Source organism: Kineobactrum salinum (assembly GCF_010669285.1).
Taxonomy (GTDB): domain Bacteria; phylum Pseudomonadota; class Gammaproteobacteria; order Pseudomonadales; family Halieaceae; genus Kineobactrum; species Kineobactrum salinum.
This window is the reverse complement of sequence record NZ_CP048711.1, coordinates 1,890,428-1,909,622: the sequence shown is the minus strand read 5'-3', so window position 1 is coordinate 1,909,622 and position 19,195 is coordinate 1,890,428. Positions and strand designations below refer to the sequence as shown.

The 19,195-nt window shown below is 63.2% G+C and carries 17 protein-coding genes; 7 read left to right on the top strand and 10 right to left on the bottom strand.

The features are described 5' to 3' along the window. Window positions 1-22: 22 nt before the first annotated feature. Together G3T16_RS08180 and G3T16_RS08175 are read right to left on the bottom strand one after the other, a co-directional pair. Complete coding sequence (locus G3T16_RS08180; RefSeq protein WP_163494620.1) at window positions 23-526, bottom strand: acyloxyacyl hydrolase; 504 nt, start codon at window positions 524-526, stop codon at window positions 23-25. 93 nt (window positions 527-619) lie between these two features. Further along, complete coding sequence (locus G3T16_RS08175) at window positions 620-1,318, bottom strand: MauE/DoxX family redox-associated membrane protein (RefSeq protein WP_456298661.1); 699 nt, start codon at window positions 1,316-1,318, stop codon at window positions 620-622. Window positions 1,319-1,633: 315 nt separating this feature from the next. On the opposite strand from G3T16_RS08175, the gene G3T16_RS08170 reads away from it, so the two are divergent. Together G3T16_RS08170 and G3T16_RS08165 are read left to right on the top strand one after the other, a co-directional pair. Continuing rightward, window positions 1,634-2,437, top strand: coding sequence for a hypothetical protein (locus tag G3T16_RS08170; RefSeq protein ID WP_163494619.1), 804 nt, complete (start codon window positions 1,634-1,636; stop codon window positions 2,435-2,437). Beyond that, on the top strand, window positions 2,412-3,536 hold the full coding sequence (locus G3T16_RS08165; RefSeq protein WP_163494618.1) for a hypothetical protein: 1,125 nt from the start codon (window positions 2,412-2,414) through the stop codon (window positions 3,534-3,536). Before G3T16_RS08170 ends, G3T16_RS08165 begins: the two co-directional genes overlap by 26 nt. Before the next feature lie 18 nt (window positions 3,537-3,554). Here G3T16_RS08165 and G3T16_RS08160 read toward each other — a convergent pair whose 3' ends face one another. Then, window positions 3,555-4,430 carry a Crp/Fnr family transcriptional regulator gene (locus tag G3T16_RS08160; RefSeq protein ID WP_163494617.1) on the bottom strand — a complete coding sequence of 292 codons (876 nt, stop codon included), beginning with the start codon at window positions 4,428-4,430 and terminating at the stop codon, window positions 3,555-3,557. 292 nt (window positions 4,431-4,722) lie between these two features. Between G3T16_RS08160 and G3T16_RS08155 the strand changes: the two genes are divergently transcribed. Genes G3T16_RS08155 through G3T16_RS08135 form a run of 5 tightly spaced genes read left to right on the top strand, consistent with a single transcriptional unit; the run spans window position 4,723 to window position 9,246 of the window. Then, window positions 4,723-6,192, top strand: a complete 1,470-nt coding sequence (locus tag G3T16_RS08155) for a sensor histidine kinase (protein WP_163494616.1) — start codon at window positions 4,723-4,725, stop codon at window positions 6,190-6,192. Then, entirely contained in the window at window positions 6,189-6,500 is a 312-nt protein-coding gene (locus tag G3T16_RS08150; RefSeq protein WP_163494615.1) for a hypothetical protein, read from the top strand. The genes G3T16_RS08155 and G3T16_RS08150 overlap by 4 nt, the downstream gene beginning before the upstream one ends. Then, a complete protein-coding gene (locus G3T16_RS08145; protein WP_163494614.1) occupies window positions 6,497-6,673 on the top strand; it encodes a hypothetical protein in 177 nt (58 codons plus the stop codon). Before G3T16_RS08150 ends, G3T16_RS08145 begins: the two co-directional genes overlap by 4 nt. Continuing rightward, a complete protein-coding gene (locus G3T16_RS08140; protein WP_232059312.1) occupies window positions 6,670-8,037 on the top strand; it encodes a sigma 54-interacting transcriptional regulator in 1,368 nt (455 codons plus the stop codon). The genes G3T16_RS08145 and G3T16_RS08140 overlap by 4 nt, the downstream gene beginning before the upstream one ends. A gap of 51 nt (window positions 8,038-8,088) precedes the next feature. Beyond that, the gene (locus G3T16_RS08135) at window positions 8,089-9,246 is read left to right on the top strand and encodes an alpha/beta hydrolase family protein (RefSeq protein ID WP_163494613.1); all 1,158 of its coding nucleotides are present in this window, start codon (window positions 8,089-8,091) and stop codon (window positions 9,244-9,246) included. A gap of 407 nt (window positions 9,247-9,653) precedes the next feature. On the opposite strand, the gene G3T16_RS08130 is transcribed toward G3T16_RS08135, so the two are convergent. The 7 genes from G3T16_RS08130 to G3T16_RS08100 all read right to left on the bottom strand — a co-directional run bounded on the left by G3T16_RS08130 (window position 9,654) and on the right by G3T16_RS08100 (window position 19,086). Then, window positions 9,654-10,484 carry a M48 family metallopeptidase gene (locus G3T16_RS08130; RefSeq protein ID WP_163494612.1) on the bottom strand — a complete coding sequence of 277 codons (831 nt, stop codon included), beginning with the start codon at window positions 10,482-10,484 and terminating at the stop codon, window positions 9,654-9,656. A 67-nt stretch (window positions 10,485-10,551) separates the two neighbouring features. Beyond that, window positions 10,552-11,865, bottom strand: a complete 1,314-nt coding sequence (locus tag G3T16_RS08125; protein WP_232059311.1) for an NTP/NDP exchange transporter — start codon at window positions 11,863-11,865, stop codon at window positions 10,552-10,554. A gap of 6 nt (window positions 11,866-11,871) precedes the next feature. Continuing rightward, window positions 11,872-12,801: an aldo/keto reductase gene (locus tag G3T16_RS08120; protein ID WP_163494611.1), complete on the bottom strand. Its 930-nt coding sequence runs from the start codon at window positions 12,799-12,801 to the stop codon at window positions 11,872-11,874. Window positions 12,802-12,888: 87 nt separating this feature from the next. Continuing rightward, on the bottom strand, window positions 12,889-13,722 hold the full coding sequence (pbpG, locus tag G3T16_RS08115; protein WP_163494610.1) for a D-alanyl-D-alanine endopeptidase: 834 nt from the start codon (window positions 13,720-13,722) through the stop codon (window positions 12,889-12,891). 338 nt (window positions 13,723-14,060) lie between these two features. Further along, window positions 14,061-15,065, bottom strand: a complete 1,005-nt coding sequence (locus G3T16_RS08110) for an NAD(P)H-dependent glycerol-3-phosphate dehydrogenase (RefSeq protein ID WP_163494609.1) — start codon at window positions 15,063-15,065, stop codon at window positions 14,061-14,063. Further along, window positions 15,062-17,419 (bottom strand): glycerol-3-phosphate 1-O-acyltransferase, encoded by a 2,358-nt coding sequence (locus G3T16_RS08105; RefSeq protein ID WP_163494608.1) that lies wholly within the window; start codon window positions 17,417-17,419, stop codon window positions 15,062-15,064. Before G3T16_RS08105 ends, G3T16_RS08110 begins: the two co-directional genes overlap by 4 nt. Then, a complete protein-coding gene (locus tag G3T16_RS08100) occupies window positions 17,416-19,086 on the bottom strand; it encodes an HAD-IB family hydrolase (RefSeq protein ID WP_163494607.1) in 1,671 nt (556 codons plus the stop codon). The genes G3T16_RS08105 and G3T16_RS08100 overlap by 4 nt, the downstream gene beginning before the upstream one ends. Between the last annotated feature and the right edge of the window lie 109 nt (window positions 19,087-19,195).

The window sequence follows — 19,195 nt, the reverse complement described above, 5'->3', positions numbered from 1 at the left end:
TCCGGAGGTGGCAGCAGACTCGCTACAGGGGTACGCTCAGGGACACGGCCAGCACTTCGGTGCCGGGGTTTTCGTCCGCCAGGCCGCCGTTGGACAGATGATAAATGGCGATACCCACCCGGTAGTGATTGGCGAACCGGTAGCCGGCCTCCAGGCCGGAGCGGAATTCCAGGGTATGGCCGAGGTCCAGCACTCGAGATGCATCGAAAGCCCCGACGCCGAAGCTGGGTGTCAGATACCAGCGCTGGCCGAGCAGGAAATCCTTTTTCAGGTCCACGTAAACAAACTTGGCGCCATTGTTGGCAAAACCGGCACCGATGGCGGGCACCAGCTTCCACCGGCTCCGCGGCCGGAACCGGAATTCCGCGCCGTAGTGCTGGGGCTCGTCCAGGGATCGATCGATGCCAATCCTTCCCGCATTGAACTGCAGCAAATGGTCGGGGGCCACCGAATCGGCGCCAGCGGCGGCGGTTGTGGTAAATGGCAGTACAGCAGCAACAGCAAGCTGCCGGAGGAAGCTTCGCATGGATGTGATTGCACCATTGGCACATATTGGGAGCAGAATCATGGCCTAAAGGTGACGAGGAGGCAAGACTGGCTCGGTCAACCCCAGGCTCGCCTACTGCAGTACAAAAATCCGGACCGGCATCCACACGGCCATCGCGGCCATCATCAGATTTTCGGTCAGGGAGATAAAACCCAGCGGTACGTTGCTGCCGCCGCCGACACAGGTGCAGCGGAGTTCCCGTCGCTCCAGATAGACTGCCTTGAATACCGAGAACGCACCCACGGTGCCAATGAACAGGGCCAGGGGCGCGGCCAGCCAGATCAATGCCCCGGCAACCATCAGCAGGCCGGCTGCGGTCTCCGCAAATGGATAGAAGTAGGCATAGCCCACCTTGCGCCGGGCCAGCAGGTCATAGTTCAGAAACATGGTACTGAAGCTCTCGACGTCCTGCAGTTTTTGCAGCCCCAGCAGGCACATGGAAATAGCGATAAACCACTCTCCCGCTCGCACGGTCAGTATCGTTCCGAAGCTCGCATAACTGAGGGCCAGCGCCAGCAGCAGGCCAACCGAGAAAATGGCCACAACGGGCTGATAGCTGGTGTCGTCTTCTCCTTTGACCCGGTGACCAAAATACTCGCGCAGCTGATCATAGCCGCCGATCCGGGTACCGCCGATAAAGGTCTGGGGGTAGTGTCTACCTCGTGCTCGCGCTGGAACGCATCGGTTTCCTCCCGGGTGCGCAACCAGCAGTCGTCCACCGTGAAGCCCTTGCGCTCGAGCAGCGCTTTTGATTTCAGCCCGAAAGGACAAATATGATCCTCCATGACCATCCGGTAGAGTGTGGCTTCGCGGTTGTCCGGGTCGGAACTGTTCGCTTGCATGGGATTGCGCCTTTTTCGCTGAGAGAACATATTGAAGCCGGCCCTTGTCACCAGCCGTGCCAACGATAGCGCCTGACCCTGTCCGGTTCAGTTGGCTGGCGTACAGAAGGCACTGCGCCGGTGCTGTGGCCGATCTGCGGGACCTGCCCGCATGCGAGGGTGAGGGCCGGTTGGATGATGTGGCCGTGACATCAGCTGCCGCGGCGGTGAAGCTTTGATGCCCAGAGACAGATGCAATGGCAGAATGACAGCTTATCTGACAATACTGCGCCAATTGTGGGTCCTGATCGCCATCAGTGGCTTGCTTTGGGGCCTGCATTTGTTCGCGCGCCTGCTGGCCACGCCAGTGTTGCTCGCGATCTGGCTGTTGCTGTCCCTGCTGATTGCCCGCGGTCTGTTCTGGCATCACCGCATTCGCCGCCGGGCCTGGCTGCGGGCGTACGTCCGAGCCGACAGCGTCTGGCAGCGGTGGCTGCGGGGCGGGGCTCTGATGGCTGTGGTCCATGCCTCGACCGGTCTGGCGCTGGCCGCCGTGCTGCTGGTCGCGCTCACCCGGCTGACGGACGCTGCGGCCTGGCGCGTACTACTGGGCAGCGGCCTGTTGGTGGTGGCCCTGCGGTTGCTGTTCGAAGCTTTGGCGCGCGACCATGTGCAGCCGGACTATCTGGTCGAATTCAGCTGGCGGCTGACACTCCCGATTGCGGCAGCATTGCTGTTGGCCGTGCTGATCTGGCTCGCCGCAGGGCGCCCGCAACCGGATTTCAGCGCGGCAACGCTGGCGCAGGCGGTGTGGCATCTGGCGGACAGAGAGACAGCCCGCAGCGATTTGCTGCGGGAATTGCTGCAATTGGCTGCCGCCGGGGAGGGGCTGCAGCTCTGGCTGGCACAACAGCTGGTACAGTTGCCGGTAGCGCGGGGTTTGGCGGGCGTACTGGTATGGCTGCTGGTATTTGCCGGTCAGGCGGTCTTTGTCGGAGCCTGGTTGCTGGTGTTGAATGGAGCCCTGGTGGGAGTAGCCTCAAATGCAGACAGCGTTGCCGAATACTAGCCACAACCCGGCCATTGCCCGCTCGCGGTCTGCGGCGGGCCCTGGATTGGCGGGGGCGTTGCTGGTGGTGCTGACGGTGGCGGCCTGCTGGTGGTTGATGGGGGAGGAAACCCAGCGCCACTGGGAGCCGCCGTCGCATGTGTACCTGAGCGCCGGGGAGCGCCACTATCGTGTGCCGGTGGCGCGGATGTCGTCGCTGCACGATTATTCGCAGGCATTCATTGAGCACAGCGCCGCGCAGCGCAGCGCGGCGCTGGAACCCCAGTTGGAGCGCCAGCTTGATGCGATGTTCCGGCGGGTGGAGTCGCGTCTGCCTGAATTCCTGGACTGGTATTACTCGCTCGCGGGCGAATACAGCCGGATTGGCATGTCGGCCGGCTCGGTACTGGGTGTGGCTGAAGGGAATTATGTCGCTGACCGGGCCGCCACCATGCTGTTCGCCCAGGCGGGCTGGGATGAGGGTATCGCGCAGCTGCGAGAAAAACTTGGCAGCCACCTGTCACACGAGGAGCAGGCCAGCCGCGCCAGCTGGCTCGCAGGTCTGATGCAACAGTTGGCACCCTACAGGGTGCCTGCGCCCCTGCCCTCCTCGGCGGGCGATGCGCCGGCAGCAGGGCCGCGCCTGTCGCTGGATTCACTGCAGCGTTCGCTGCAGACCAGTGAGCTGTTGGCCTTCGAGGAGCGCCTCGCGCTCAGTACCGGCGGGGCATTGGCTGGAGTGACGGTGTGGCGCGCCTCCCGTGCCGGTGCGGCGGTCGCCGCTCGTGGGGCTGGCCGCGGTGTCGGCCGGGCCGGCAGTGCGGCGGCGGGCGCTGCCCTTGGCTGCGCGCCGGGCGGCCCCTGGGCGCTCGCCTGCGCGCTGGCGGCCGGTACGGTGGCGTGGGTTGCGGTTGACTGGGCTCTGCTGCGGACCGAGGAAGCGCTGCGCAGGGATGCGTTGGAGGCCTCGTTGCGGCAGAGCCTGGGGGACTTCCGCCAGCAGCTCCAATTGCGGGTCATGGCTGCCGTGGAGGCGGATATCAGGCGCGAGCATGCGCAGTGGCAGGACACAATCGATCGTGAGTTCCTGCCCCTGCAGGGGATTGCTTCGCGCCAGTGAGACCGGCCGCCGGGGCCGTCAGCGGGCGACCGGACCGGTGCCGGTGCGGCGCAGGCGGGCTGCCTGCGAGTAGCTTAGCAGGGTGGATTCAGGAAGCCTGGATCCGGCTGATGAGGGTCTCGAGCGCGCTGTCGCACAGGAACTCTCATGGGCAGCTGCCGGCGCTATCTCACAGGGCAGGATGCGCTTGCTTTCGCTGTTCAGCGCCGCGTAGCATTCGCAGCTCAATTGCTCCAGCCTGGCGCGATCCAGTACCTTGATACGCCCCCGGCGATAGTCGATGGCGCCCATTTCCCGCAGCATGCCCGCGGCTTCGGTCACACCTTCGCGGCGTACCCCCAGAGTATTGGCGATTACCTCCTGGGTCAGCGTCAACTCGTCCCCGGCTACCCGGTCGAGCGAGAACAACAACTTGCGGCACAGTTGCTGGGCGATGGAATGGTGGCGGTTGCAGGCGGCTACCTGGGCTGTCTGCGCCATCGCCGACTGCATGTAGCGCAGGGTCAGCCACCGCAATTCGGAGTGCCGGTGCAGCTCTTCCTGCAGCACAGGGCCGGGCATACGATAGGCACTGCCTGCGTTTTGCACTACCGCCTGGCTCCAGCTCAACCCTTCTCCCAGCAGCGCGGTGGTCCCGAGGATGCCGTCGTTGCCGATGACTGAAATCTCGGTGGACTTGCCGTTTTCCATCACATACAACAACGAAAGGATGCAGTCATTGGGAAAATAGACAAAGCGTTCTGCGTCACCGGCCTCATAGACTACCTCGCCCAGCGCAAATGAAACGCGCTCCAGACTGGGCACGATCCTGCGCTTGGCTTCGCTGGACAGGGACGCGAGCAATTGATTCTGGCCCAGTACTGGGCGGGCATTGAGAGGAAACGTAATCTGCATGGAGCCTCCGGAGTTCATGGCTTGGTGAGAGACGGGGGTCAACATGTGCATGTACTGCCTTGTGTTGCTCTCGCAGATGCTTCTGCAACTTTCGCGCCATTATTATTTTTACAATTAAATCAATGGCTTGCGGGTTTTGGGTGCGCTGCATGCGCAACACTTGTCGCTTTTTTTCCACAAGGGACATGAGGTTGACCAAAAAAACCATGCCAATTCAATGACTTAAGATGTGGCATTTGTGCCACAGCCAAAAATGTGGATGATGTAGTCTGATTTGCGACATCGATAATTTATGAGCACCACTCTTCTCGGCCGATGGTTCCGTTTGAGCCTCAGTGTGCAACTCGTGCTGGCGACGCTGCTGGCGGTACTGCCACTGGTGGTGGCGTTGTCCTACGCGGCGTTGTCGCTGGGTCGGCAAATCCGCGAACAGCACCAGTTGGTGCTGTCCATGGCTGCACTGAATCACCTGGATGCTTCGGTGTCGGAGCAGGTCAAGGGGCTTGAGCGCGCGGCGCGGCAGTATCGTCTGCTGCGCGAGCCGCGCTTCCGCCAGCGCTACGACGACCGCCTGGCGGAGCTGGAGCGCAGTCATGGCGAGTTGATCGCGATGCCGGGTCTGGATACGGAACCAGAGGTGCTGCGGCGTCTGCTGGAGGTGATGGAAGCGCTGGGTGTCCGACTTGGACCGGAGTTCGGGAACGGCGGCGAGCAGGAGGATCTGCAGCCGCTGCTGCAGCAGGCCTATGATTTGTCGGCGCTGCTAAGCCAGCAGATAGGGGAGCGTCTGCGAACGTCCCTGAGCACGGGCGAACAGCGCTTTAACGCCACGCTCGGTCATCTGTTTGTGATTGGCGTACTGGCGATTCCCGGGACCGTGTTGCTGGTGACCATAGGGACCCTGGCGATCTCCGCGCCGGTACGACGCCTGGCCCAGGCGATACGGAATCTGGGCTATCGCCGTTGGCAGCAGCCGGTGGCCATCAATGGTCCGGCAGAGCTGCTGGAGCTGGGGGAGTGGCTGGACTGGATGCGGCGCAAACTGCTCGCCAGCGAGAACCGCAGCCAGGCCTTGCTGCAGCATATTACGCACGAGCTGAAGAGTCCGTTGGCCGCAATCACTGAGGCGAGCTCGCTCCTGGCCGATGGCGTGCCGGGTGATCTGACCCCGGCACAGCAGCGGGTGCTGGAGATCCTGCGCAGCAATGCTGCCCACCTGCACGAGCTTATCCGCCAGTTGCTCAGTTACAACGCGGTCAATCAACGCGATGGCGATTGCCGCGAACCGGTGGATCTGAAGGCGCTGTGTGCCAGACAGCAGGCCCAGCTGGAGGGGATGGGTGAGGGGATGGGTGGCGATCATCAAATCCGCTGGCGCTATCCGGACCGCTCGCTGACGGTCACTGCCGACCCGCTGGCCCTGCAGATGGTGGTCGCCAATCTGCTGTCAAATGCCTTTCATTACTCGCCCCGGGCAGGCGAAATCCGGGTGGATTGGGGGGAGGAGGACAGCAGCTGGTGGCTGTCCGTCAGCGACGAGGGGCCGGGTATTCCCGCCGGGGAACTACCCAATATTTTCAAGCTCTTCTACCGGGGCGCAATCAATCGCGAGCGGTCCGGGGAAGGTAGTGGCATCGGTCTGGCGATCGTTGAGGAGTGTGTGAAAGCGATGGGTGGAAAGGTCAGGGTGCAATCCGCACCGGGGGAGGGAAGCAGCTTCCGGGTCGAATGTCCGCGGGCGAAGCAGGAGCTGGAGGGATGAAAGCGCGCTGCCTGCTGCTGGTTTTCCTGCTGCTGCCGGTGGCCTGTGCCACGGTGGATACGTCTGTTATTGAGCCCGACACTACAGGAAAGGGTGCTGCCACAGGGACGGATACAGAGGTGCCCGGCGGTGAAAGCCTGCTGGTGTATCGCGCCTCGCTGTGTGCCGGTACCGCCACCGAGCGCCGGCAGCAATTGGCCTCGCCGGAGGATGAGACGGATTACCAGCAGCAGTTCCGGCGTCTGCTGCTGGCCAGTTGTGCCCCTGGCGGTATCGCGAAGAACTGCGGCAGGCCCTGCAGGCAGTGAAGCTGAAACCGGACTGGTCCGAGGACGAGCGTGCCTTCCTGCGACTGATGGAAGCGCAGCAGGAAGCGCTGGAGCAGCAGATGCAGGACACAATTCGCGGTATCTCGGAGATCGAGGACGCGATTGAGGGCCGGCCGGACAGCGAGCCGCTGGCCCGGGAGCTCAGGCCGTGAGCCGGGCCCGGGTGCTGCTGGTGGACAATGATCCCGGTCAGTTGGAACTGCTGTCCATGCGGCTGGAGGCTGCCGGCTATGAAGTCAATTGTGCCGGCAATGGGGAGCAGGCGCTGGCGGCCATCAAGCGACGGCAGCCCGAGGTGGTACTGTCAGACCTGCGCATGGAGGGCATGGATGGCCTGGCGCTGTTTGAACGCATCCACCGGGAGTGGCCGACTCTGCCGGTGATTATTCTCACGGCTCACGGTTCCATTCGGGACGCGGTGCAGGCTACCCAGAGTGGCGTATTCTCCTTCATCACCAAGCCCGTGGCGCCGGCGGAACTGCTGACCACGCTGGAGCGCGCGCTGGAATTGCGTTCACCTGCCAGCGTACAGCCCTCCGGATGGGCGCAGCACATCCTCACCCGCAGTGCCAAGATGTACCAGCTGCTGGATCAGGCCCGATTGGTGGCACAGAGCGACGTGAACGTGTTGATCAGCGGTGAAAGCGGTACCGGCAAGGAATTGCTGGCACAGGCAATACATCAGGGCAGCCTGCGCGCCGAAGGTCCGTTCATGCCGATCAACTGCAGCGCCATTCCCGAGAACCTGCTGGAATCAGAGTTGTTCGGTCATCGCAAAGGAGCCTTTACCGGGGCCAGTCGCGACCATCCCGGCCTGTTCGTGGCGAGCGCCGGCGGCACGGTGTTTCTGGATGAAATTGGCGATATGCCGCCCAGCCTGCAGGTCAAGGTGTTGCGTGTACTGCAGGAGCGCCGGGTGCGGCCGGTCGGCGCCACCGACGACCAGCCCATAGACGTGCGCATCCTGTCTGCGACCCACCGCGATCTCGAGGCGGCGCTGACAGATGGCAGCTTCCGCGAAGACCTCTACTATCGGCTCAACGTGGTCGAGTTGCGACTGCCGAGCCTGCGCGAGCGCAGCGAAGACATCCCGCTGCTGGCAAACTCCTTCCTGCGCCATGTAGCCGAACGCCAGGGCTCGAAACCGGTACGACTGGCGCCGGCAGCAGTGGGCAGGCTGCTGCGCTATAGCTGGCCCGGCAATATCCGCCAGCTCCAGAACGTGATCGAAAAACTGGTGGCGCTGGCGGTAGGCCCGGTCATCTCCGAGGCCCAGGTGCGCGAGGCCCTGCCCCTGGACCGGGGCGCCGACATTGCCGAATTGAGCGAGGCCAAGGCGCGGTTTGAACGCGGCTACATGATTCGTCTGTTGCAACTGACTGCGGGAAATATCGCCGAGGCCGCGCAGTTGGCGGGCCGCAATCGCTCTGATCTGTACAAGGTCATCAAGCGTCACGGTATTGATCTGGAACAGTTCAAAACCACAGCTGGCGAACTGCCCACGGAGCAGGGTTGAACTGCGCTGCCCCGGCCACCACTTGCGATCTTTGCCTTCGGTGAACAAATCATGAAATTGTTGTACAAAGGCATGTTGGCGCTGCTTGCGGTCCTCTGCCTGATGATGGCGCTGCTGTATTTTGGCTGGCAGCCCGAGCCGTTTCCCGCTACCAGCGTCAGCGCGGACCGTTTGCAACCGGGTCCCCTGGCGGTGCGCAGCTACGACGATGTACTGATCGACGAGAGCCGCCGTACCGCGGCCAATGGCAGTTATCCCGCTGCGCCGGAGCGCAGGCTGAAGGTGACCGTCTGGCATCCTGCCACTGCCGCAGCCGGCCCCTATCCCCTGCTGATCTATAGCCACGGCTTCGCCTCGCGGCGCAAAGAGGGCGCCTACCTGGCCCGGCACCTGGCCAGCCACGGTTATCTGGTGGTGGCGGCCGACTACCCTCTGACCCACATGACCACGCCCGGCGGGCCACGGATGCAGGATGTCGTCAACCAGGCGGCCGATGTCTCGTTTCTGATTGACCAGCTGCTGGCCTGGGGCGAGCGCCCCGGTCATGCCCTGGCGGGTATGCCCGATCCCGGCCGGGTAGGGGCACTGGGCCTGTCCCTGGGCGGCCTCACCACTACTCTGGCCACCTTTCACCCGCAGCAGCGTGACCCGCGCATCGAGGCCGCCGTTGCCATTGCCGGCCCTACCTGGGTGTTCACTGCGGACTTTTTCCGTTCCGCAGACACACCCTTCCTGATGTTGGCGGGTGATATTGACGCGCTGGTGCCCCATGCCGCCAACGCGGCCCCGATCCCGGGCAAGGTGCCGGGCGGGGAGCTCGTGACCATCAAAGGGGCCTCCCACACCGGCTTTGCGGGCGCTGCAGCGCTGCTGCGCTGGCTGGATAATCCGGATTCTGTGGGCTGCTACATTGTGCAGCGCAATCTCGACGGGGCGCTGGAGGAACCCTGGTTCGACCTGCTGGGCACGGCGGAGCAGGGCATCGACCACGATGTGCGGATGGACCTGTGCACGATGGACCCGCTGCCGGAGGCGATCAATGTGCTGCGTCAACAGATGATCGCGACGGTGGTGGTGCGCAGCTTCTTCGACCGCGAATTTTCTTCCTCGCCAGCCCGGCGCCGCGCCGCCGACCGCTATCTGCGCGAGCAGCTGGCCACGGAACTACCGGAAGTCACCTATCAACGCGGACCTGATAACGCTCCATAAGCGAGCGTTGATCATGCTCCATAGTGAGTTAAGAACCGTAAGGGTAGGCTCGCCTCTGCGGTGCCCTTTCAGAGACCGTATGCGACATGGATGTCGCATACGAGACCCCATGGATGGGTTCACGGCGTGTCTCTGAAAGGGCACCGCAGAGGCAAGCCGGGACTACCGCACCCAACTGCGTTCAGAAACCTACCAATGATTCGTACAAAACACGGTGTGTGCCAGTGGCGCCGGTCCGGACCTGCGGGGGGCCTTCAGAGACACGCCGTAAACCCATCCATGGGGGCTCGGTTGCCGCATCCATGCGGCAAACGGTCTCTGAAGGCCCCCCGCAGATCCGAACCTACCTTGGGAGTGCTAAATCCACTATGGAGCATGATCAACGCTCGCTTATGGAGTGTGCGGCATTATTTGGCGCTGTTGGCTGAGACGATGGTTACCGGGTGCACGGGTGCTTTCTTGCCCTGCGGATTAAGCCCGCGCATTTCCTGGGTCATCGCCGCCAGTGCGGCCTGGCGGTTGCCGGGGGCGGGGTGGGTGCTGAGGAACTCCGGGGGCCGCTTGCCGTCGCCGACCGAGCCCATTTTCTCCCATAGCGAGACAGCGGCATCCGGGTCAAAGCCCGCCTTGGTGGCCAGCTCCAGGCCGATCCGGTCCGCCTCGGATTCCGCCGTGCGGCTGTTGGGCAGTTCCAGGGCGAGCTGGGCGGCCAGTGCAGCGCCTCCCATCGTCAGGTTGGGGTGGTCCGACATCGTGCCCACGGTGACCAGACCCACCTGGGTGGCCATGGCCCGCGACATGCGTTCGGCGGTGTGATTTGCCAGCGCATGAGAGATTTCGTGGCCCATGATCTGGGCAAATTCAGCATCCGTCAGCTTGAGCTTCTCGAACAGGCCGGTGTACACCGCCATCCTGCCACCGGCCATGCACCAGGCATTGACAGTCTCGTCGTCGTCGACAATGGCCACGCTCCATTCCCAGTCGGCTGACTGGGGAAAGTCTGCCACCGCCACCGAGACCAGACGGCCGGTAATGGTGGCGACGCGATCTGCCAGTGCCTGGTCGTCTGCCAGTTTGTCTTCCTTGCCAAATTCCGAAACTGCATTGAGGTAGGCGGTTTTGGATTGGACGATGGCCGATTCCGGTGAAATCAGCATGAACTGCTTGCGGCCGGTGGGGCTGGTGGCACAGGCGGTGGCCAGGACGGTAACAAGGATCAGTGACAGGTATTTTTTCATGGGTGGGTTCCTCGCGACTTCTGTGGATTCTAAAGCAAAGCCGCGACCGATTAGACCCCCAATCAATTCAGCCGTTCCGGGGCTGCTGTTCTGCAGTGGCGCGCTGGTTGAAGCGGCGGCCGAGATAGATGCCGGTGGCGCCCCAGCAGGCGGCGATGCCGGCCCCGACCAGTGCCACCGCGCCCAGGCCCAGGCCCAGGCCTTGGGTAAGGCCGGTGAAGGCCCAGGCGTTGAGCATGTCGCCGCCGCGATAGATGACGATATCGATGACTGGCTTGGCCTTGTAGCGGCTTTCCTGATCCACTGCGGTAAACAGCATTTCCCGCCCCGGCCGGGTAATGGCGTAGTTGCCGGCCCGGCGCACGATCTGGATGGTGACGACAACGGCGACAATGGGTGCCGCGGCCAGCAGCAGCAGGCCGGCGGCGATCACCGCGGGAACGCAGGCCAGCGTGAACGGCAGTCCCAGGTGACGGGCGATACGTCCGGTGGCGAAGGCGGCTATTGCCACGGTGAGGATATTGACCACCAGGTCCATCATGGCCCAGATACGGGTGCGTGCCTCGATGTCGTGGTCTGCCAGCAGGTTTTTCAATTCGAAGTAAATGAAGGAGCTGATGGACGTGTAGAGCAGGATGAACACTGCGATGCCCAGCAGGTAGCGGCTGCCCAGAAAGCGGGTGAATCCCGCCAGTGGGTTGCCGCCAATATAGGTGAAATCGTCGCTGCTGGCAGCGACCCCGGTATTGCCCAGCGCCTCCAGTTTCAGTCGCTGCAGCCACCGCACCAGCGGCAGGGTCAGCAGCAGGATGCCGCTGCCGATCAGCAGCAGGGTGTCGATGCCGACTCCGGCCGCGAGCACGGCGGTCAACGCGGGGCCGATCATCGCGCCGATGCTGGCGCCGGCGCCGATAAAGCCGAACAGCCGCGTCGCCTGGGGGCGGGTCCAGGTATCGGCCATGAAGCTCCAGAATACCGAGATATGGAACAGGCTGAAGACGCTGATCCAGACATAGAAGGACTTGTCTAGCAGGCTGCGGTCCTCCACCAGCTGGATGCCGACAAAAAACAGGACAAAGGTGGTGGCGAAGAAGCCGTACACTGCCGGCACCAGGTAGCGCAACTGGATGCGGGCCACCGCCGCGCCATACAGCGAGACGGCCAGGGTGCTGAAGAGGAAGGTGAGGGTCCACAGCACACTGACTTCGGCATCGCTCCAGTCGCTGGCCATCGCATCGCGTACCGGCCGCAGGATGTAATAGGCGGCCATCAGTACCAGTACCAGACTGAAGGAAACCAGGGTGGCGGAAACCTCCCGGGCCTGGATGTCGCAGGCGCGCTGCAGCAGTCGCTGCAACAGCGAGCTGTGTTGCTGTGCCACCCGCGGCTACAGGGCGGCGAAGACGCGCAGCATCTCTGCGCGCTGGGCCGGATCGGGCAGGGGACCGAAGTTGGCCTGCATGTTGTCCCGCATGTGATGCGGCTTGGAGGTCGCGGGAATCACGCAGGTCACCGCGGGATGTCCGAGTATCCATTTCAGGTAGAACTGGCCCCAGCTGCCGCAACCGAGGTCGGTCGCCACGTCCGGCAAGGGTTTGTCACGGGATTTGCCGAACAGGGAGCCGCGCTGGTAGGGGCGGTTGATCATTGTGGCGATACCGCGCTCCCGGGCCAGCGGCAGCAGCTCCTTCTCGGCGCCGCGGTTGTCGATGTTGTAGCTGAACTGGACAAAATCCAGTGGCTCCTTGCGCATGATCTCCAGCAACTCATTGTGATTGCGCCCGTGGGAGGTGGTAATACCGAAGTAGCGGACCTTGCCCTCGGCCTTCCAGTCCTTCAGCGTCGCCAGGTGGGTGCGCCAGTCCTGCAGGTTGTGGACCGCGATCAGGTCGAAACGGTCGACCGCCATGCGTCTGGCGGATTCCTGCATCTGTTCGATGCCCTGTTGCTTGCCGGTGGTCCAGACCTTGGTGGCCGCGAACACCGGCCTCTGTGGCTCCAGCGATTGCAGGATGTCCCCCACCCGTGATTCGGCTTCGCCATACATCGGTGAAGAGTCGATGACGCTGCCGCTGGCATCGAAGAAGGCACGCAGCACCTCGGTCAGCTGTTTTACTGAATCGTCGTCGGCGGGCACATCGAAGGTGCGCGAGGTACCCATGCCGATCACGGGCAGTTCTTCCCCGGAGCTCGGAATGGCGCGCTGATTAAGGGTGGGAGCCCTGGCGGTGTCGCCGGCGGCTCCCAGGCTGCCCGCGGCGGCACCAGCTGCCGTGAGGCTGGCAGCCAGTTGCAGAATCTGTCGTCTGTTCAACATGTGCCTGCTCCTGTGACCTGCGATACTGCCAGTGTTCCAGTAGCGGCGGTGGAGGTCAAGCTGCAGGATCTGTCGCCGCAGCGCAGCTCAGCTGTTTGCCAACAGCCACTTGCGCAGACGGTTGGAATCACCAAAGGGCGTGAGCTTGCCAAAGGAATTGAGCAGCACGATGGACACCGGTTCGCCTTCGATGATGGCCTGCATCACCAGGCAGCGACCAGCTTCATCCAGGTAGCCGGTCTTGCTCAGGCCGATCTGCCAGTTCCGGTTCTTCAGCAGGCGGTTGGTATTGTTGTAGTTCAGCGGGCCGCGGTTGGCATAGGGATGCACGGTCATGCCGGGCGTGGTGCTGGCTTCGGTGATCAGCGGATAGCCGCCCGCGGCCTGGACCATTAATGCAAGATCCCGGGCGGTGGACATATTGTCTCCGTGCAGACCAGCCGGATCCGCGAACTGGCTGTTGCGCATGCCCAGTTGCTCAGCCTTGAGATTCATCGCGGCAACAAAGGCTTCCAGGCCGCCTGGATAGGTGCGGCCGAGAACATGCGCGGCTCGGTTTTCGGATGACATCAATGCCAGCAGCAGCATCTCCCGGCGACTCAACGTAGCGCCAAAATCCAGGCGCGAGCCGGTGAGCCGGATCAGGTCGCGATCGTCCCGGGTGATGGTCAGCGCCTCATCGAGGTCCAGCCCCGCATCGAGGATGACCATCGCCGTCATCAGCTTGGTGATGGAGGCGATGGGGCGCACGGTGTCGGTATCCTTGCCATAGATGACCTCACCGTTGGCATCCAGCACCAGCGCGGAGGCTGAGCGCAGTCCCGGATTGCCATTGAGGTCGGCAAATCTGCCGGCTTCCGCGGCCAGCGCGGAGACGGGAAGCAACAGTGCCAGGCACAGGCCCAGGTGCAAACGAGTCATGTTTCGATCCTGCGGGTCCGGTGGTGGTTGTCGCGGCAGTCGCAGCCACCGCGAAGTTATTTTACGGTAAAATTGCACTTACTTTGGCTCGCTTCGGTATAAGGTCGGCGTCTTGGGAGGGTGCTTTCGAGACCGTATGCGACATGGATGCGCGGGGCCGCCTAGGCATCCGAGCCTCCATGGATGGATTCACGGCGTGTCTCGAAAGCACCCTCCCAGGATGTTGACCGCGCTACGAAGTCCAAGAATCCTAAAATACGTGCTGTTTATTCTAGGTATTCTGCATCAGCTCTCGCTTCGGCGCCAGTGCCCGTTAACGAAGCTGTGACACGGTTATCTTATCCCGGCTCAGATTCGGCGCCGGCCGAGACCCGCAGCAGGCCGCGGAAAATACGCTGGGCCGAGGTGGCGCCGCTGAGTACCCGGTATACATCGAGCGCGATAGGCATTTCCACCCCGTGTTGTTCCGCCAGCGCCATCACCGCCGGTGCGCTCTTGGCGCCCTCGGCCACCATGTACATTTCCGCGCTTAGCTCCGCCATTGACCGGCCCCTGCCGAGTTCGATGCCGACCTGACGGTTGCGGCTCTGGGGACTGGTGCAGGTGGCGATCATGTCACCCATGCCGGCCAGGCCGGCGAAGGTTTCCGGTTGTCCTCCCATGGCAACGCCCAGCCGGCTAATCTCCGCCAGGCCGCGGGTGATCAGCGCGGCGCGGGTATTGTCACCGGCGCCCAGGCCGTCGCCCATGCCCACGGCGATCGCGATAATATTCTTCAGGACTCCCCCCAGTTCGCAGCCGATGACGTCGGGATTGCTGTAGACCCGGAACAGGCCGCTGGAAAACAGGCACTGCAGTTCACCCAGTATGGTAGCGTCTTCCATTGCCAGCACGCTGGCGGCTGCCTGTCCGGCCATGATTTCCCGGGCCAGGTTGGGGCCGGTCAGCACCCCTACAGGGTGGCCGGGCAATACCTCGGCGATGATTTCGGTCATCCGCATCCGGGTGTCCAGCTCCAGGCCCTTGGTCAGGCTGATCACCGGCACCCATGGACGGATATGCTGCCGCACCTGCTCCACCACACTGCGAAAATTCTGTGAGGGAATGCCCAGCACAATCACATCGGCCCCTGCTACCGCTTCGCCGATGTCTGCGGTGGCCTGCAGCCGCTCGGGCAACTGGGCACCCGGCAGGAAGGTCTCGTTGCTGTGGCTGTCATTGATTTCCCGGACTGTGTCGGGATTGCGGGCCCACAGTGTGACCGGTGCGTTGCGCGCCACCAGCGCGGCAACGGTGGTGCCCCAGGATCCGCCGCCCAGCAGTGCCACGTTGAGGTTGCTCATGTTTGTTGCTCCTTGAACCGGTCTCGCCCGGTGAGGCCGATGGCGCGTATCACCTCCAGCCGGCGTTTCAGGTCGCGCAGCTGGCGCGCGAGGGCCTGGCGGCGCTGGCCAACATCGGCATCGCCCCCGGTTACCAGCTGACGGTGCTGCAGCAGCTGGTAGCCGTTGCGAAACAGCAGCTTGCCAATGGATGATTCACTGCTGATACGGCGTTGCAGGTACAGCTGTCGTCCCAGTTTCAGCGCCTGAGCGACGCAGCCCTGTTCATCCATGGATGCCTCTGCCGGCAGCCGCGCGACCAGGTCCGACACTACCGAGTACGCTTCGGCGTAGGTCAGCAGCGTGACATGTGCAACCAGCGGTGTCATCCCCAGCAGCAACTGGGTAAAGCCGCCGCTGCCCTGCGCAGGTAGTGTCTCCCAATCGGGTTGATAGCGTGCCAGTTCAGCGCGAATCTCGCGATGGAACTGGGCGCGGGGCGCATAGAAGAACTCGAATTTGAACAGATCGCGCAATTCGTCCACTTCGGCCCAGAATACGTCCAGTGCAACGGCATCATCGGTTTCGGTGGATTTTACCAGCGCCAGCTCAATTATGGCCTTGTTGACAAAAAAATGGATGACGGTATTGCGGTAGTAGCTGGCCACCGGGTGCTGCTCCAGCGCGATGCCATAGACCACCTCGGGGCCTTCGTCATAACGGGTGACGATGCCCTCGTTGATCATGATGCCAAGCAGCCCCTGCAGATTGTCTGCGTAACTGCGATCGAAATCCCTGGAGATACGTAGCTGGCGCTGTTCCGCCCAGCGCAGTAAAGCCCCCAGTTCCTCAATGACTTCTTCCTCGGTCAGGGCCTTGGGTGCGGCGCCCAGCAGGCTCATGGTGACCAGCGAGGGGAAGGTTATCGGCGTTACCCTGTTTGCCTCCACCGCCACCTCGAAGGCTATCTTGGACAGCGCCAGCGTGTCGTCCGGCTCCGGTGCCTGCGGCAGAACGACCGGTTTGCCGATCTCCATGTAGATCTTGCCCATGGGCCGCGCCAGGCTGCGGACGTAGCCGATAAACCAGCGCAGGGACTCGGCACCCTTGCCGCGGCCGGTCTGTTCGGTGGCGTATTCCTCGACGTCGCGGATCAGGTCATAACTGATGGAAATCGGAATGATGTGGATGTCGCGGGCGTCGGTGGTGTGACAGGCTTCGAGCACGTATTTCAACAGGCCGTAGCGCGGCGGCATCAGTTTTCCCAGCCGTGAGCGGGTGCCCTCGAAAGACCAGTTCATCGGAAAACGCTTTTCCATCAGGTAGCCGATGTAGTGGCGCAGCGTCAGCTTGTACAGCGCGTTGTCGCTGAAGCTGCGTTTGATGAAAATGCCACCCGCGCGGTGTACCAGAAAACCGATGCCGGCAAAGTTGATATTGGCGCCCCCGAACATGTGGGGCATCGGAAAATCGTTGTCGTAGAGGACTTTGGGCACCACCATCCCGTCCAGGTAGGTCTTGTGGGTCCACAGCAGCATGGCCGGGTTGTCGCGTACCAGCTGGCGCATCTGCTCGATGGCCCCGCGGTCGTAGACGATGTCCTTTTCGTAGCCCAACCCGAGGCAGAAGCTGTTGAAGCGGGCCCAGACATCCAGCCAGAAGGTGCTGGGAACCGAGATCATTTCCTTCATGTACCCCGCGGCTTCCTCCAGCAGCGCCGCGCGGGTGGTACCCTGCTCGGCGGCGAGGGCATCCAGCGCCTGCCGATAGCTGCGGTTGGAACACAGGCTTTCGGCTACGTAGCGGGGGACCTTGTAGCGTCCTCCCTGGAGGCGCCGCTCGGCAATCTCCAGCACGATCGCGGCCTGGCGGGCGACAAACACGGCAAAGGAGCTGTCTTCCCGGGTACTGTCCTGGCCGTACTTGCACTGGTAGCGGCGGCGCAGGTTGCCCAGCGAATCAGGTTTGCCGATGATCAGGTGCAGCCGCTGCGGCTCCCTGGCCGCAATCCTGCGGGCCCGCCCTGGGCCGGGGCGGCGGGCATCGCCCAACACCAGGTCGCGCAGCCGCGGGCCGGTTTTGATCGCGGCTGCCGGTGGGGTCCAGGCTACCCGCAATGGTGCTACCAGGGTGGCCTCGGCGAGCGCCAGCTGGTTGCGGATATTGGTGCTGTCGATACCCTTGCGATCATCGCCCAGATCCAGCACCAGCTGCTGGCTCTCGCGGAGGGCGGCCGCGGCCGCCGCGCCGCTGTGGTGCTCGATCCAGCGCTCCAGCAGCTGTTTTTCAAAGCGGTTGCGGGCATCGAGTATGAAGACGACCGGCGCGGTGCCGGCGGGCCACGGATTGACAGCGAGTTTCTGTTCCAGGGTCACGCCCCGGAAGCTCCCGGCGTGCGGCTGCGGCGGCGAGCTGTTGTTGCTGTAGCGTCGGCGGGCTCCGCTTCAGCAGCGGTTGCGGCGGTGACGGGCGGGGCAGTTTTTCTGGCGGCGTTCTTGCGGATCGTGGTTGAAGTCTTGCGGCCGCCGCGGGAGCGCGATTTGGTGGCCGTTTTGCGGCCCGCTCTGGCCCCGACTGTCCCGCCGGTGCGAGGCTTGCCACCGGGTTCTGATGTTTCCTGCTGTCCCAGGCAGTCGAGGAACAGCTGGCGCACCTCGCTTACATGCCGGTCGATATGCTGTGGCCGCCACCTGCTGGTGTCCACCGGAGGCAGCACCTCCACGTCCACCGTAGCGGGCCGGAACACGAAGTCACCCTTGGGGGCCACATCGCCGGCGTTGCGTATCACGATCGGCACTATCGGCACACCGGCCTGCATCGCCAGATGGAAGGCGCCCTTCTTGAAGGCCCCCAGGCGGGGTGACACGCTGCGGGTGCCCTCGGGGGCCAGGGCCACGGACTTGCCCTCTTCACGCATGGCCTGCACCAGTGGCGCCATCGCTTCGATAGCGCTTGCGGCGTTGGCGCGGTCTATCATCACGACCCCGCCAAACTCCAGCAAGCGGCCGATCACCGGCATGTCCCGTATTTCCTGCTTGCCGACACCTGCCATGTCCCGCCGCAGCAGGCTGGCGATGATCACTACATCCGCCTTGCTCTGGTGATTGAAAACAAACACCGCGGGCCGTTGCGACCAAAGATGTTGCTCCCCCTTCACGTTCAGGTCCAGGCCGATCAGCGCACTGGCGGTATCTGCAAACAGGGACAGGGAGAAATTGATCGACTGGCGCCGGGAACGGGTCAGCGCATAGATTGGCAGGCCTGCCAGCAGGCTCGGTACCAGGCTGACCGTGGCGGCGGCGGACCGCAAGTACTGGGACACGCTGGGTTTGCCCCGGCTCAAGAACCTGGCCACGGGCCAGTTGCGATCGCGGGCAGTACCGCGCAGCTGACGACTGGGATTCAGTGCCCGTGGCCTGCCCACCCGTTCCAGCAACAGCAGGTCGTCCTCGCTGTCCGAGTAGAAGAAGCTGGCATCCAGATTCACACCCTGATCGCGTGCCAGTTGTTCCGCTGCGTCGACCTTGCCCTGGCCGAAGCAGGTAGGCTGGATTACGCTGCCGGTAAACAGGCCTTCCTCCACCTCGAGGCAGGTGCACATCACATGCTCGATACCCAGGTCACGGGCCGCGGGCGCTACCTGGTAGATCGTGGCGGAGGAGATGATGGCAACGGTGTGACCGCGGGCCCGGTGAGCAGCGATCAGGGCCCTGGATTCCGGGTAGACCAGACGCGCGATCTGGTTCTGGTACAGGGTTTCGCCCAGTTCGGTGTAACTGTACTCTTCGATGCCGCCCAGAAACCGGGTGCTGACGGTCATCAGTGCGGAAAAAGCCAGGCTGCCGCGCCTGAAACTGGTCATCGCCTGCACCAGCTCCAACAGATCCCGCGCCGACAGGTCACCGCGCCGCAATTGCTCCCGGAGAAAGGCCGTGGCGGAGTAACCGGAGATTACGGTGCCATCGAAATCGAAAATGGCCCCGATGCGTGGACCTCCGGGTGCCTCCTCGATATCGCTGAGTAATTCCTGCAAGCCGGCCATCGTGTCCCCGATACAGTGCTGCCCCGTTCGGGCGGGTTATTGTAGTTGCCGATGACTGATGATGCAGGAGTACGCGGTTGTGAGCAAGCTCAGGGCCGTGGGCCTGCGT